Below are 14531 nucleotides of genomic sequence, written 5' to 3' on the forward strand. Positions count from 1 at the left end.
TCGAGGTCTCGCGTGCGAGAGTTCGGTTCCTGCCGACGGCGGGAAGGACCTCAGATGCCGACCATCGCCGACCGCATTCGCCGGTTCCTGAGCAGCCCCCAGGGGCAGCGGCTGATCATGCGCGCCCAGGACGAGCTGCGCAAGCCGGAGAACCGCCGCCGCCTCCAGCAGGTCGTGTCCCGTGTCCGCCGTCGCGGTTGAGCGGCCCGGCGCCGGTGGTGACCTGCGCGGCGCGGGCGTCGCCGAGCTGCACTACGACACCGACGCCGTCCTCGTGGTCGCCGGCGTGCCCGGGGCGGGCAAGACGACCCTGCTGCGCCGGCTGTTCCCGGCCGCCGGCTCGGCCGTGCGGGTGCTGGACTCCGATCACGCGCGGGAGTGGTGGCGCCCGTACCTCGGCCGGCTCCCGTACCGGTTCTGGCGCCCCGTCGTGCACGTCAGCCACTACGCCCGGCTGATGCGCGCGCTGAACGCGAACGGCCCGATCGTCGTGCACGAGTGCGCGACGCGGCCGTGGGCCCGCCGGCTCATCTTCGCCGCGTCGCGCCGCTCCGGCCGCCGGGTGCACCTGCTGCTGCTCGACGTCAGCCCGGCCGACGCGCTCGCGGGGCAGGCGGCGCGCGGCCGGCGCGTGCGGTCGCGGTCGTTCGAGACGCACTGCCGCAACTGGCGGGCCGTCGTGCACGGCGAGCACCGCGACGCGGCGTCCGTCACGCTCATCGACCGGCCGGGGGCCGCGAGCCTGGGCGCCATCCGGTTCCGGCGCGACGAAAGTTTCAACTCCTGGTGAGCGGCCCGGGCGGTGCCCGGCGTGCGGGTCGCGCCGGGCACCGCCCGGCCGGCATCGGTCCTCCGGGCAGCGCGAACGCCGAAATCACGAGCGGCCCGGGGACGGCGGCCGCGGCCGCGCCGGCACGCGGTGACCGGCTCCGGGGCTTCCGGGCGGCAGGCATGTGAGCGATAACATTCGCGAAATTCGTTTCGTACCTGTCGCCCACGGAGGATCTGATGCAGTTCCCTAGGGTGGTGGCCGCCGCGTCGGCGGCCGGACTCGCCGTCGCCGGGGCCGTCGCGGTGCTCACCGCGAACCCCGCCCAGGCGGCCGCCGGCTGCCGTGTCGACTACACCGTCGCCAGCTCCTGGCCGGACGGTTTCACCGCCAACGTCACCGTCACCAACTACGGCGACGCCGTCAACGGCTGGCGGCTCACCTGGTCGTTCGGTGCCGGCCAGACCGTCACCCAGCTCTGGGGCGGCACGGTCACCCAGTCCGGCGCCCAGGTCGCGGTCGACAACGCGACGTACAACGGCAGCATTCCCACCGGCGCCAACGTCGCCTTCGGTTTCAACGGCTCGTGGAGCGGCTCGAACCCGGTGCCCACCGGCTTCGCGCTCAACGGCGTCGCCTGCAACGGCGCGACCACCACCCCGACGGGCACCCCGTCCAGCACCCCGTCTCGTTCCCCGTCTACTTCACCCTCCAGTTCCCCGTCTCGTTCCCCGTCGAGCAGCCCCAGCGCCTCCGCGCCGACGTGCGCGCTGCCGTCGTCGTACCGGTGGTCGTCGACGGGTGCGCTGGCGAGTCCGGCGAATGGTTGGGTGTCGTTGAAGGACTTCACGAATGTGGTCTACAACGGGAAGCATCTGGTGTATGCCACGACGCATGACACGGGTTCGTCGTGGGGGTCGATGAACTTCGGTTTGTTCACGAACTGGTCGGACATGGGTTCGGCGAGTCAGAACCGGATGAGTTTCAGTGCGGTCGCGCCGACGTTGTTCTACTTCGCGCCGAAGAACGTCTGGGTGCTGACGTATCAGTGGGGTGGGACGGCGTTTTCGTACCGGACGTCGAGTGATCCGTCCAATCCGAATGGCTGGTCGGCGCAGCAGACGCTGTTCACGGGGAGTATTTCGGGTTCTGGGACGGGTCCGATCGATCAGACGATCATCGGTGACGGTTCGAACATGTATCTGTTCTTCGCCGGTGACAACGGCAAGATCTACCGGGCGAGCATGCCGATCGGGAACTTCCCGGGCAGTTTCGGTTCCAGTTACACGCAGGTGATGAGTGACTCGACCAACAACCTGTTCGAGGGGGTCGAGGTCTACAAGGTGCAGGGGCAGAACCAGTACCTGATGCTTGTCGAGGCGATCGGTGGTCAGGGGCGTTACTTCCGGTCGTTCACCGCGACGAGTCTGGGTGGGTCGTGGACGCCGCAGGCGGCCAGTGAGAGCAACCCGTTCGCGGGCAAGGCCAACAGCGGTGCGACGTGGACCAACGACATCAGCCACGGTGATTTGGTGCGGACCAACCCCGATCAGACCAAGACGATCGACCCGTGCAACCTGCAGCTGCTGTACCAGGGCCGGTCCCCGAGCTCCGGCGGCGACTACGGCCTGCTGCCCTACCGCCCGGGCGTGCTGACCCTGCAACGCTGAGCTACGGCCGAAGCTCCGCGCGCAAGGTCTCCAGCGCCGTTTCGATGATGTCGACGAGCCTGCGGTCGTCATCGGCGTCGAGCCACTCGGTCACCGACACGTACATCAGGGTGACCGAGGTCTCGGCGAGCAGTGCGGCCCGGGCCGGCTCGAGGCCGCGGGCGCGGAATCCCTCCCGGACCACCTCGGCGAGCGCGGCCCGCTTGTGCAGGTCGCGCTCGCGGAGCCCGGGGTCGGACGCGACGATGGCCCGGCGCTGGCGCAGCGCGGCCTTGCGGCCCTCGAAGTGGGTCTCGGCGACGGTGCGCAGGCCCGCGAGGAGTGTCGGCAGCGGCTCGGCGGTCGCCGGGGCGTCGGTCATGAGCTGCTCGGCGAACGCCGGGATCGCGGACTCGTCGGCGAAGAGCACCTCGCGCTTGTCCGTGAAGTGGCGGAAGAACGTGCGCGTCGTCAGGCCCGCCCGGGCAGTGATCGCCGGCACCGTGGTCGCGGCGAAGCCCTGCTCGGCGAAGAGCTCGAGGGCTGCCTGCCGCAGCCGCTCGCGAGCGTCGGGTTGCCATCGTGCCATGACGGAAGTCTAGCCGTGATGACATGTCGTGTCATTGACGCTATGGTGATGACACGGCGTGTCGTCATCGGGATGCTCGCCGCACCTGGGCGGAGCTGTGTCATGCACGATGTATGGATTCTCGGCGGCACCGGCCGCAGCGCGCGGGCGATCGCCGCCGAACTGCTCGGCCGGGGCATCCGGCCGGTGCTCGTGGGGCGGGACGCCGGGCGGCTCGAGGCGGCCGGCGACGGACTGCCGACGCTCGTGGCCGGGTCGGTCGCGGAGACGGCGGACGCGATCCGCCGGGACCGCCCGGCCGTGGTCGTCAACACCATCGGCCCGTTCACCGAGACGGCCGCGCCGCTGCTGCGGGCCTGCCTGCCGGCGAGCCACTACCTCGACCTCGCCAACGACCTCGCCGCCGTCTCGGCGACCCTCGGCCAGGACCAAGCGTTCGCCACCGCCGGGCGCACCGCCGTCACCGGCGCCGGGTTCGGCGTCACCGCGACCGAGAGCGTCGTGGTGAAGCTCTGCGAGGGACGGCCCACCGCGAGCCGCGTCCGGGTCGACATGGTGCCCTCCCTGGCCACCGAGGAGGGTGTGCTCGGCGACGCCCTCGCGGGCACCATCGTCGAGGGGCTGCCGGGGGTCGCGGGCGGCGGCCGGTACCAGAGCCGCCGCTACCGCGGCGGCCGGCTCGCCCCCGCCCGGCTGGCCGCCGACCCGATCCGCCTCACGCTGCCCGACGGCTCGGTGGTCACCACCGCCGGCATGCCGCTCGGCGAGCTCATGGCCGCCCAGCGGGCCAGCGGCGCCGCCGACGTGCTCAGCGCGTCGAGCGAGGCCCCAGCCGCGCCCGTCGTGCGCGCCGTCCTGCCCGCGGCCGCGGCCCTGCTGAACCTCGGACCCGTGCGATCGTTCGCGCGGCGGCGGCTGGCCGCGGTGCGGTCCACGGCCCGGCCGAAGCCGCGCGAGCACTCCTGGGGCCACGCCGTCGTCGAATGGCCCGACGGCAGCCGCCGCGAGGGATGGCTGCGCGTCGGCGAGGCGCAGGCCTGGACCGGCGCGGTGCCGGCCGAGGTCGTCCGCCGCCTGCTCGACGGCGAGGGCAGGCCGGGCGCGTACACCCCCGCGGCCCTGTTCGGCTCGGCGCTGGCCGAGGCGTGCGGCGGCGAGTACCAGCTGTCGGAGTATCAGCTGTCGTAGGTTCACCGGCCGGCGCGGTCTCACCAGGCGGCGGGCGCGCCCGGGGGAGTGCTGGCGCCGGGGGTGAGCTCGAGGGGCAGGTCCGCCTCCAGGGTGGTGCCCTGCCCGGGCGGGCTGCTGATCGAGAAGCTCCCGCCCAGCGCGTGCACCCGGTCGGTCAGCCCGAGCAGGCCGTTGCCGTGCACCGGGTCGGCGCCGCCGGCACCGTCGTCGCGCACGGCGAGGCGGAGCCGGTCCTCGCGCACCGTCACCTCCAGCCGGGCGTGCGAGGCCCGCGCGTGCCTGGCGGTGTTCGCCAGCGCCTCCGCGGCGACGTGGTACGCCGCCGTCTCGATCGGCTCGGGGAGGCGGCGGTCGAGGCCCGCGTGGATCTCGACCGGGACGTCCGAACGCCGGGCCAGGGCCTTGAGCGCCGGGCGCAGCCCGCGGTCGGACAGCATCGTGGGGTAGATGTCGCGGGAGACCTCCCGCAGGTCGTCGAGCACCGCGTTCAGCCCGTGCGGTACCTCGGACAGGCGCCGCCGCAGCTCCGGCAGGTCCGGCGGGACGCTCGACACCGCGTCGCCCGCCCGGATGCCGATCGCGAGCAGCTGCTGGATGCCGTGGTGCAGGTCGCGTTCGATCCGGCGCCGGTCCCGGTCGGCGGCGACCACGACCCGAAACCGCGAGGCGGCCAGGTCGCGGCGCGCCCGGGCGTTGGCGACGGCGGTGGCGATGAGCTCGGCGCAGTCGGTCAGTCGCGCCTCCGCGGCCGGCGCCAGCGGCCGCTCGCCGGCCACGGTGGCGTTCACGGCTCCCCAGACCCGCCCCTCGACGAGGATCGGGGCCGCGACCGTCCCGCGCACGTGGCACCGGCGCAGCTGAGCGGCGATCGCGCCGGGGGCGGAGGCGAGGCTGTCCATGCGCGCGGGCCGGCCGGTCCGCCGGACCGTCGCCGTGACGCTGCGGCCGTCCAGGGGCAGCCGCGCGCCGACCGGGATGCCGGGGGCGGCGGACCGCCACGCGCCGACCACGGTCGCCGTGCCGTCGTCCTCGTAGCGCATGACGTGCGCGCCGTTGCTGCCGATGAGCCACTCCAGGTTCTCGCCGGCGGCGTCCAGGACCGCGGCCGGAGGGGCACCGCCCGCCGCCCGGGTCGCGATGCGCCGTGCCGCGGCCTGTTCCCGGGCGGCGCGCGCCAGGTGCCGCACACGCCGCTGGAGGGCGTCGCCCAGCAGGTTGCACGAGCGCGCGAGGTCGCGGACCTCACCCGCGCCGGTCTCGGGCACGCGGCAGTCCAGGTCGCCGCGCGCGAGATGGCCGACCATGGCAGCGGCCCGGCGAACCGGCCGGGCGACGGCCCGGTCGGCGTACCCGACGACGGCGCAGCCGAGCAAGGCCGCACCCGCCACGCCGAAGGCGCCCGCCGTCATCGCCCGGCCGGCCCGCGCCCGGAGCAGGCGGTCGTGCTCGGCCAGGAACTGCCGCTCGCTCGCGGTCAGCCGGTCGAGCCGGTCCCGCAGTTCGGCGACCCTGCGCTCGTCCTCCCGCAGCGTCGCCGGGCTGCGCGCGGCCGGGTCGCCGCGCCGGGCCGCCTCGAGCGCCGGCACCGCGGAGTCGTCGAGGTACGACTGGCTGACCCGGGTGATCGCGCGGGCTTGGCGAGCCTGGTCCGGCGTATGGGCCAGCCGCCGCAACCGTGCGTCCGTGCTGATCAGCCGGGCCCGCTCCCGCTGCCAGGCCGTGAGCAACGCCGGGTCCCTCGTCACGAGGTAGCCCCGCTCGGTCCGGTCGAGGTCGAGGACGCGCTGTTCGGCCTCGTCCTCGGCCGCGAGCAGCGCCGCGGAGCGCGCCGCGATCCGGTCCGCCTCGCGGTGCTGCAGCATCGAGACGAGCAGGGCGCCGAATATGGAGCCGACGATGACGACCACCGCGTAACCCACGGCGAAGCGAAGAACCAGCCCACCACGCACGGCAGCCTCCGATGGTGACGTGCGGCTCGAACGCCGCTGTCTCGGACCCACGATGCGAAGCGAACGCGACGGCCCGGGCGTGATCGCGAGTCCGGCGGGCGAGCGCGTTCGAGGCCATTTTAGTCGGGGTTACCGGCGCGCCGCCCGCGCCGCGACGTGCTCCTGGTGCAGCCGGGTGCCCCGTCGCCAGACGGCCCGGGTGTTGAGGGTGTCGGTGATGGTGGTGGTCGGGTCGCCGTCGACGAGCAGCAGGTCGGCGCGCAGCCCCGCGGCGATGCGGCCCCGGTCGGTCAGTCCGAACCGCCGGGCCGGGGTGCTGGTGGCGGCCCGCAGCGCCTCGACGGGGCGGAGGCCGGCCTCGACGAGGTACTGCAGCTCGTGGTGCACGCTGGCGCCGTGGGCGAGGCCGCCCAGGAAGGGCACGGGGAACGCGGCGTCGGTGCCGACGAGGATGTCGACGCCGGCGTCGTGCAGCGCCTTCACCGAGGCGAGGACGTCGCCGATGCGGCCCTGCGGGTAGCGGCCGAAGCTCGAGCGCAGGGTCGCCATCCAGTCCTCCGGCAGCCGGGCGGCGACGCGGGGGTCGTCGGCGAGCGCGGCGCCGGTGATGCCCATCATCGAGGCGTTGACGACCACGCACGGCACCACGAACGCGCCCGAGGCGGCGATGAACGCGATGATCTCGTCGGTGTGGGGCCCGTCCATGAACAGGTGCACCAGCCCGCCGATACCCGCCCCGATCGACATGCGGGTGGCGTCGAGGGTGAGCGCGTGCGCGACGGTGAGCATGCCGTGCCGCTTCGCCGCGGCCACGCCGGCGTCGAGCGTCGCCTGGTCCAGCATGGGCAGGCCGGGATGGCCCTCGACGCTGCCGTCGTCGACCATGAACTTGATGTAGTCCGAGCCCGTCTCGACGAGCCTCGGGATGAACGCGGCCGCCTCCTCCGGCGTGGTCGAGAACGGCATCACCGGCGGCGGTGCCGAGCCGGCGGGCGGTCCGGGCCGGAAGCCCGGGGGAAACAGCTCGCTGGGGTGCCCGCCGGGCGGCGTGATCCCGAACCCGGCCGAGCGCACGTCGGCCACGGTGTCGTCGTCGGCGATGCCGGCCCGGTTGGGGCGCGTGTTGGTGCCCTGCATCTCCAGCTCGGTCGTCACCCCGAACCGCAGGGCGAGCGCCAGGCTCGCGGCGTTGGTGTGGACGTGCGCGTCGATGAGTCCGGGCAGCAGCGTCGCCCCGGCCGCGTCGATCACCTCGACGTCCGCGGGCGTCTCGCCGCCCACCGCGGCGATCACCGGGCCGTCGAGGAGCACTGTCGTGGCGCCGAGCACCGTGTGCCCGTCGAAGATCCGCGCGTTGATGAGGGCTGTCTTCATGGGTTGCCTGCCTCCTGCACGGGCTGTCCGCCCTCCTCCGGCTTCATGTCGCGGTCTGTCCCCGGCGCTCACGGGCCTGCCTGCCCCGGCTGCATGGGGCTGCCCCCCGAAGGTGACGTCGCTCGCGAACATGTATCTGACGAACGTGTTCGTCACGACCGTACAGGCAAACGAACGGGTTCGCAACGAACGCGTTCGTCGGGCTCACCCCGGCACGCCGGGTCGGTCGCCGAGGCTGCGGGGCATCGGCTGGTGTCCGGGGGCGGAACAGCGGGTAGGCCGGACGCCATGGTGTACGCGCTGGCCTTGTCCGCAGCGGCGTTCGTGGGGATCGGCAACGCGGTGCAGCAACGTTCGGCGGCCCGGGCGCCGTCCGGCGCGGTGCTGCACTGGCGGCTGCTGGGCTACCTGCTCCATCAGAGGCTGTGGCTGGCCGGCATCGCCACGTCGGTGGTCGGCAACGTGCTCAGCGGCGCCGCGCTCGGCCTGGGCAGCGTCGTCGAGGTGGAGCCGCTGAGCGTGATGGCGGTGCTGTTCGCGATGGGCGTCGCGGCCGTGTGGAGCCGGTACCGGGTCGGGTGGCGGGAGTGGTCCGGCGCGGGCGCGGTGGTCGTCGGCGTGATCGTGTTCCTGATCGTCGCCCGGCCCGGCCCGGGGCGGCCGGACGCGCCGGTGTGGCAGTGGGCGCTGGCCGCCGCGTCGATCGGCGCGATCACGGCCGGGCTGGTGTCGCTGGCCCGGCGGATGCGCCCGCACCACGAGGCGGCGGTGCTGGGCCTGGGTGCGGGCATGCTCTTCGGTCTGCAGGCGGCGCTGACGAGCGCGGCGGCGCACCGGCTCTTCGAGCGCGGGCTGCTGCCGATGCTGGTGGACTGGACGCCATATGCCGTCGTCGTCATCGCCGTCATCGGCATCCTGCTGGCCCAGAGCGCGTTCAAGCTGGCCCCGCTGCCGGTCTCCTATCCGCCCGTGGCCGCCGCCGAGCCGCTCGCCGGCGTGGCCATCGGCGTCGGGGTGCTGCAGGGCACGATGCGGATCACACCGGTCACCGTGGTCGTCGAGATCGCCGCGCTGGCGCTGATGACCGTGGGCGTCTACGCCCTCGCCTCCTCCCGGCTGGTGGAGGCCCACCACCACGCCCACCACCGCCCTCACCTCCCGCGCCGCTACCCGCACCCGCCTCGCACCTGACGCCGAACCGGCGCGGCACGTTCGTGCTGAGCGCGGCGGACATACACCGCCGGTGAACGGGCCGCGGAGACCGCCGCCGAGCGGGAGCCGAGCGTCGGCTGACCCCGCGCCGGCGGCCCGGCTTCGCCCGCGAACGTTCATGCTCATCAATCATCCGCTGCAACAATCCTGCACACGCCGATCCATTGACTTCTGCCCGGCCGGGCGCCAGTTTGATGAGGAATGCGCTTTCCTGACGGCCGCGGGAGTAGCGACACCCCATCGAATGAGACGAAGGTGAGCAAGCATGAGACGACCAGTCGCGTTGCGGCTCCTGGCGGTCGGTGCGGCCGGCGCCGCCATGGCGATCGGCGTGGCCCTGGTGGTGCCGCAGGCATCGGCGGCCACCGGTGGCGTCACCGGGTACGCGACCCAGAACGGCGGCACCACCGGCGGCGCGGGCGGCCAGACGGTCCGGGCCACCACCGGGACCGCGATCCACACCGCGCTGTGCAGCCGGGCGTCGAGCAGCACCCCGATCATCATCCAGGTCGAGGGCACGATCACCGTCGGGAACACCGCCAAGGTTTCTGGCGACAGCTGCAACACCGCCGCCGGGGTCATCGAGCTCAAGCAGATCAGCAACGTCACGATCGTCGGGGTCGGCGCCGGAGCGCTCTTCGACCAGATCGGCATCCACATCCGCGAGTCCAGCAACATCATCATCCAGAACGTGACCGTGCAGAACGTGAAGAAGTCGGGCTCGCCCACCTCGAACGGTGGCGACGCCATCGGCATGGAGAGCAGCGTCCACAACGTCTGGGTGGACCACAACAGCCTGCTGGCCTCGGGCGGCGAGGACCAGGGCTACGACTCGCTCATCGACATGAAGGCGGGCACGAACTACGTGACCGTCTCGTACAACACGCTGCGCAACTCGGGCCGGGGCGGGCTGATCGGGTCCAGTGACAGCGACACGGGCAACGGGCCGGTGACGTTCCACCACAACCTGTACGAGAACATCGACTCCCGCACGCCCCTGCTGCGCGCGGCCACCGCGCACATCTACAACAACTACTACGTGAGCCTGAACAAGTCCGGCATCAACCCGCGCGACGGTGGCAAGGCCAAGGTCGAGAACAACTACTTCAAGAACTCCCAGGACGTCCTGGGCACGTTCTACACCGACCTGATGGGCGGCTGGCAGGTCGCGGGCAACGTCTTCGACAACGTCACCTGGACCAGCCCCGGCACCGAGAACCACCCGGCGGGCCCGAACGTGCAGTCGAACACGAGCATCAGCATCCCCTACGCGTACAGTCTCGACGCCGCCGGCTGCGTGCCGACCGTCGTCACGCAGACCGCCGGGGCCAACAAGGGCCTGCACGTGTCCAGCGGCTCCTGCACGGTGACGACACCGACCGCCACCACGCCGGGGCCGACCGCCACCGCCAGCCCGACGCGGACCGCCGGCCCGACCCCCACGCAGTCCCAGCCGTCGGGCACCAACCTCAGCATCGGCGCCGGCGCGGACGGCTCCAGCAAGGCGAGCGGGACGAGCTACGGCGACGTCATCGACGGCAGCCTCAGCACCTCCTGGTCGCCGTCGGGCACGACCGGCGACATCTCCGTCAAGTGGAGCTCCGCCAAGTCGGTGTCGCGGATCAACATCCGCGAGGCGTCCGGCTCCGCCGGGACCATCGGCTCCTGGCAGGTGCTCAACGCCGACACCGGCGCCGTGCTGAAGTCCGGCAGCGGCGTGGGCGTCATCAGCTTCACGCCGACGTCCCTGAAGAAGATCACGTTCAGGATCACCGGCGCGTCGGGGACGCCCAAGGTCGCCGAGTTCGAGACCTACGCCTGACCGGCTCGGGCCCCGGGTGCGGTGACCGTCGAACGCGGCGATCACCGCACCCCGCTCAGCCCGGCAGCAGGCTGCGCTCCCCGCCGTGCACGCTCACCACGGCCCCGTTCACGTAGCTGCTGCGCTCCTGGACCAGGAACAGCACGACGTCCGCGATCTCCTCCGGTTCGCCGATCCGGCCGCGCGCGTTCACCTGGTTCATCGCGTCGGGGTGGGCGGCCAGCAGCGGTTGCGTCCCCGGGGTGCGCACCGGCCCCGACGCGATCCCGTTGACCCGGATGCCGGCGCCGCCGAACTCGGTGGCCCAGTACCGGGTCAGCGTCTCCAATGCCGCCTTCGACGCGCCGTAGGCGGCCCCGACCGGCGCGACCGAGCCGGCGGCGGTCGAGCTGACGTTGACGATCGCCCCGTGGCCGCGTTTGGCCATGCCCGGCGCCAACGCCGCGACCAGCTGGAACGGCGCCCGGGTGTTGACCGCCAGGTGCCGGTCGAAGCTGTCGGCGCTCGTGTCGGGGGTCGAGGTGAACTCGTACACCCCGGCGTTGTTCACCAGGATGTCCACCTCGCTGGCGTCGGCCGCCAGCCGCTCGACGTCCTCGGCGTTCGCGAGATCGGCGGCGACGAACCGCGCCCGGCCGCCCCGATCGGCGATCGCGGAGACCAGCTCGGCCCCGCGGCGCGCGTCCCGCCCGTGCACCACGACCTCGGCTCCGTGTTCGGCGAGCCGCAGCGCGACGGCTCGGCCGATACCCGCCGTGGCCCCGGTCACCAGCGCGATCTTCCCTGTGAGAGCAGGCATGTCGACCCCTTTCTGGGTTGATGAACCCAATTTCTAGCGCGTCTTTTTGGGTTGTGCAACCCAGTCGGCTAGGCTGGAGGCGTGACATTGACCCGCAAAGGGCAGGCGACCAGGGAACGCATCCTCGAGGCGGCGACCGAGCTCATCGCCCAGCGGGGCGTGGCCGGCACCAGCACGGAGGACGTGCGCAAGGCGGCCGGCGTCAGCGGGTCGCAGCTCTACCACTACTTCGACAGCAAGCAGGCCCTGATCCGGGCGGTCATCACCCGCCAGGCCGAGGCGCCGCTCGTCCCCGGCCGGCCGATCATGGGCGCCCTGGACAGCTTCGACGCCCTGCGGGCCTGGGCCGACGCCGCGACCGAACACCAGGAGCACAACAACGGCCGCGGCGAGTGCACACTGACCTCGCTGGCGGGCGAGCTGGCCCCCGCCGACATGCAGACGCGCGAGGACCTGTGCAACGCCTTCCAGCGGTGGCAGTCACTGCTGCACGACGGCCTGCAGGCCATGCGCGAACGCGGTGACCTGCGGCCGGACGCCGACCTCGACGAGCTGTCGATGGCGCTGCTCGCGGCCCTGCAGGGCGGCAGCCTCCTGAGCCAGACCCTGCGCACCGCCGAACCGATGCGGGCGTCGTTGAACGCCGCCCTCGCCTACGTCCACGCCTTCGCCGCCTGACCGACCTTTCGTGCGCCGTCCTTCGCGGACCGCACGCCCTGCGCAGGGGCGCGCGAGTCGTCGTCACGCGGTCGGGTGGAACGGGGCGGAGCCGGGGGAGACCAGGCCGGTCTCGTAGGCGAGGACGACCGCCTGGGCCCGGTCGCGGAGGGCGAGCTTCTGCAACAGGTGCCGGACGTGGGTCTTCACCGTGGCCATCGAGATCACCAGCTCCGCGGCGATGTCCGTGTTCGACCGGCCGCAGCCGATGAGCTGGAGGATCTCGCGTTCGCGGGGCGTCAGCTCGGCGAGGGCGGCGACCGGCGGCGGAGCCGGTGGGCGGTTGACGTAGTGGCTCACCAGGCGGCGCAGCACGGTCGGGGCGAACAGGGCGTCGCCGGCCGCCACGACCCGCACCGCCTCCACCAGCTGCTGCCGGCCGACGTCCTTGAGCAGGAAGCCGCTGGCGCCCGCCCGGAGGGCCGCGAAGACGTGCTCGTCCAGGTCGAACGTCGTCAGGATGAGGACCCTCGTGTCCAGGCCGGCATCGACGATTCGCTGCGTCGCCGCGATGCCGTCGGTCCCGGGCATCCGGACGTCCATCAGGACCACGTCCGGCCGCAGGCGCTCCGCCTGCGCGAACGCCTCGGCGCCGTCCACGGCCTCGCCGACCACCGCCAGACCGGCCACCTCGAGCACGAAGCGGAGACCGGAGCGGACGAGGTCCTGGTCGTCGGCGATGAGGACGCGCGTCATGCCGCCTCGATCGGCAGCAGCGCGCGGATGGCGAACCCACCGTCCGCGGCGTTGCCCGCCTTCAGGCTGCCGCCGTGAATCCGCACCCGCTCGCGCATGCCGACCAGGCCGTGCGCGTCGGGCGAGGGCGGCCCCTGGGCGCCGGGACCCCGGTCGCAGACCTCGATCCGCAGCGCGTCGGGCAACCAGTGCAGACCCACCGTGACGGGTGCGCCCGGGGCGTGCTTGGTCGCGTTGGTCAACGCCTCCTGCACGATGCGATACGCGGACAGGTCGAGACTCGGCGGCAGCGGCAGCGGTGCGCCGTCCACGGCCAGATCCACCGCCTGGCCGCCGTCCCGGGCCCGGTCCACGAGCGCGGGCAGCTCGGCCAGGCCCGGCAGCGGCTCCCGGTCCGGGTCGCCGGCGTCGGCGCGCAGCACCCCGAGCAGCCGGCGCATCTCGGCGAGCGCCTCGACGGCGCAGCCGCGGATCACGGCGATCGGGCGCTTCGCGAGCACAGGATCGTATTCGAGCGCCGCCTCCGCCGCGTCGGCCTGCACCGCGATGACGCTCACCGCGTGGGCGACCAGATCGTGCAGCTCCCGGGCGATGCGGGCGCGCTCGTCCGCGACCGCCGACCGCTCGCGCCGGTCACGCTCCTGTTCCAGATGCCGGGTCAGCTCCTCCAGCCGGCGGTTGCGTCCCCGCTGACGGCGCACCAGCACCCCGACCGCGGCCGGCGCCAGGACGACGAGGACGGCGCCGACGTATTCCCCGGCGATCACCCGCTGCATGGCGGAGCCGGCGATGCCGAAGATGGTCCCGATGAGGACCGTCGCGGCCGCCAGGTGCCGGTCGTGCACGTATGCGGTCACCGCGTAGAACAGCAGCACCGCGGCGAGGTAGCCGACCAGCAGGAAGCCGTCGGCCGGGACCAGCCAGACGGCCGAGCCGACGAGCGCGGCCGCGACCGGATGGGTGCGGCGCCAGGCGATCGGCGCGGTCGAGCCGAGGGCCACGAGCGCGCCGATGGGGGCGGGGGCGATCGGCAGGAACACGAGGACCTGCGCCAGCGCGACGGCCGCCAGCAGTGCCGCGACCACCCTGTCCGTGGTCCCGAGCCGCACGAACCGCCGCCAAGGTGACACGCGGCCACGGTAGGCGCTGCGCGCGTGGCGTGTCATCAGCCCAGGGGCTGAGCTCGTGCTCGGCCCACCGGATCAGCCGCGGTTCCGCCCGTGGGTCGATGAGCGAGGGCACCGCCCGGCCGCACGATCGACGTCGACGAACACCGACCAGAACCGGAGCCACCCATGACCACGACCACCACCGAAGTGACGACCACCGTGCGGCGGCGGGTGCCGATCGCCGTTCGCGGCGCCCAGCTCCTGCTGCTGCTGCCGCTCGGAGCGTTCCAGCTCGTCGCGACGATCGTCTTCTCGATCATCACGCCGCTCGCCGGCAAGGACTACATCGCCGTCGTCTGGGCGCCCGTCATGGCGCTCGGCTGCATCGTCACGGCGCTGCGCCTCGGCCGCGGCCCCGCGTGGGCGCTGCGCACGGCGCTGGCCCTGCTCGCGGCGCAAACCGCCTTCAGCCTGCTCAAGCTCATCGCCTTCGACGAGTCGGCGTCGCTGGTGTTCCTGGCCGTGACCGTCGTCTGCGCCGGGCTGCTCGCGCTGCCGGCGTCGCGGCGCCACTTCCAGTCCTAGCCCGCCGGCGCCCTGGTCGGCACCGGCGCGGGCACGGCGCTCGTCATCGGGTCAGGGCGGCCTGTTCCAC

14 protein-coding genes are annotated in these 14531 nt (G+C 73.2%); 8 read left to right on the forward strand and 6 right to left on the reverse strand.

Annotated features, from left to right (window positions below; genetic code table 11):
• The first annotated feature begins 54 nt into the window (after positions 1 to 54).
• The 3 genes from ACQP2P_RS21785 to ACQP2P_RS21795 all read left to right on the forward strand — a co-directional run bounded on the left by ACQP2P_RS21785 (position 55) and on the right by ACQP2P_RS21795 (position 2439).
• Complete coding sequence (locus ACQP2P_RS21785) at positions 55 to 201, forward strand: hypothetical protein (RefSeq protein WP_433618642.1); 147 nt, start codon at positions 55 to 57, stop codon at positions 199 to 201.
• Entirely contained in the window at positions 182 to 790 is a 609-nt protein-coding gene (locus tag ACQP2P_RS21790; protein WP_433618644.1) for an AAA family ATPase, read from the forward strand. Before ACQP2P_RS21785 ends, ACQP2P_RS21790 begins: the two co-directional genes overlap by 20 nt.
• Before the next feature lie 218 nt (positions 791 to 1008).
• Positions 1009 to 2439 carry a non-reducing end alpha-L-arabinofuranosidase family hydrolase gene (locus ACQP2P_RS21795; protein WP_433618646.1) on the forward strand — a complete coding sequence of 477 codons (1431 nt, stop codon included), beginning with the start codon at positions 1009 to 1011 and terminating at the stop codon, positions 2437 to 2439.
• 1 nt (position 2440) lies between these two features.
• On the opposite strand, the gene ACQP2P_RS21800 is transcribed toward ACQP2P_RS21795, so the two are convergent.
• Entirely contained in the window at positions 2441 to 3007 is a 567-nt protein-coding gene (locus ACQP2P_RS21800; RefSeq protein WP_433618647.1) for a TetR/AcrR family transcriptional regulator, read from the reverse strand.
• A gap of 102 nt (positions 3008 to 3109) precedes the next feature.
• On the opposite strand from ACQP2P_RS21800, the gene ACQP2P_RS21805 reads away from it, so the two are divergent.
• Complete coding sequence (locus ACQP2P_RS21805; RefSeq protein ID WP_433618649.1) at positions 3110 to 4195, forward strand: hypothetical protein; 1086 nt, start codon at positions 3110 to 3112, stop codon at positions 4193 to 4195.
• 20 nt (positions 4196 to 4215) lie between these two features.
• Here the strand turns inward: ACQP2P_RS21805 and ACQP2P_RS21810 are convergent, their stop codons facing one another.
• Together ACQP2P_RS21810 and ACQP2P_RS21815 are read right to left on the reverse strand one after the other, a co-directional pair.
• Positions 4216 to 6147 carry an ATP-binding protein gene (locus ACQP2P_RS21810; protein WP_433618650.1) on the reverse strand — a complete coding sequence of 644 codons (1932 nt, stop codon included), beginning with the start codon at positions 6145 to 6147 and terminating at the stop codon, positions 4216 to 4218.
• Between the two features lie 129 nt (positions 6148 to 6276).
• The gene (locus tag ACQP2P_RS21815) at positions 6277 to 7521 is read right to left on the reverse strand and encodes an amidohydrolase family protein (protein ID WP_433618652.1); all 1245 of its coding nucleotides are present in this window, start codon (positions 7519 to 7521) and stop codon (positions 6277 to 6279) included.
• Between the two features lie 288 nt (positions 7522 to 7809).
• Between ACQP2P_RS21815 and ACQP2P_RS21820 the strand changes: the two genes are divergently transcribed.
• Positions 7810 to 8712: a DMT family transporter gene (locus tag ACQP2P_RS21820; protein WP_433618654.1), complete on the forward strand. Its 903-nt coding sequence runs from the start codon at positions 7810 to 7812 to the stop codon at positions 8710 to 8712.
• Between the two features lie 286 nt (positions 8713 to 8998).
• The gene (locus ACQP2P_RS21825) at positions 8999 to 10555 is read left to right on the forward strand and encodes a pectate lyase family protein (RefSeq protein ID WP_433618656.1); all 1557 of its coding nucleotides are present in this window, start codon (positions 8999 to 9001) and stop codon (positions 10553 to 10555) included.
• Positions 10556 to 10610: 55 nt separating this feature from the next.
• Here ACQP2P_RS21825 and ACQP2P_RS21830 read toward each other — a convergent pair whose 3' ends face one another.
• Positions 10611 to 11354, reverse strand: coding sequence for an SDR family NAD(P)-dependent oxidoreductase (locus tag ACQP2P_RS21830; RefSeq protein ID WP_433618658.1), 744 nt, complete (start codon positions 11352 to 11354; stop codon positions 10611 to 10613).
• An 81-nt stretch (positions 11355 to 11435) separates the two neighbouring features.
• Here ACQP2P_RS21830 and ACQP2P_RS21835 point away from each other — a divergent pair, with 81 nt between their 5' ends.
• Complete coding sequence (locus tag ACQP2P_RS21835; RefSeq protein ID WP_433618659.1) at positions 11436 to 12032, forward strand: TetR/AcrR family transcriptional regulator; 597 nt, start codon at positions 11436 to 11438, stop codon at positions 12030 to 12032.
• A 63-nt stretch (positions 12033 to 12095) separates the two neighbouring features.
• Here ACQP2P_RS21835 and ACQP2P_RS21840 read toward each other — a convergent pair whose 3' ends face one another.
• Positions 12096 to 12767: a response regulator gene (locus tag ACQP2P_RS21840; protein ID WP_433618661.1), complete on the reverse strand. Its 672-nt coding sequence runs from the start codon at positions 12765 to 12767 to the stop codon at positions 12096 to 12098.
• Positions 12764 to 13897: a sensor histidine kinase gene (locus ACQP2P_RS21845; protein WP_433618663.1), complete on the reverse strand. Its 1134-nt coding sequence runs from the start codon at positions 13895 to 13897 to the stop codon at positions 12764 to 12766. The genes ACQP2P_RS21840 and ACQP2P_RS21845 overlap by 4 nt, the downstream gene beginning before the upstream one ends.
• 165 nt (positions 13898 to 14062) lie before the next feature.
• Here ACQP2P_RS21845 and ACQP2P_RS21850 point away from each other — a divergent pair, with 165 nt between their 5' ends.
• Positions 14063 to 14461, forward strand: coding sequence for a hypothetical protein (locus ACQP2P_RS21850; RefSeq protein WP_433618665.1), 399 nt, complete (start codon positions 14063 to 14065; stop codon positions 14459 to 14461).
• The last annotated feature ends 70 nt before the right edge of the window (positions 14462 to 14531 follow it).

It is taken from the genome of Dactylosporangium sp. CA-139114 (assembly GCF_050955725.1).
Classification (GTDB): Bacteria; Actinomycetota; Actinomycetes; order Mycobacteriales; family Micromonosporaceae; genus Dactylosporangium.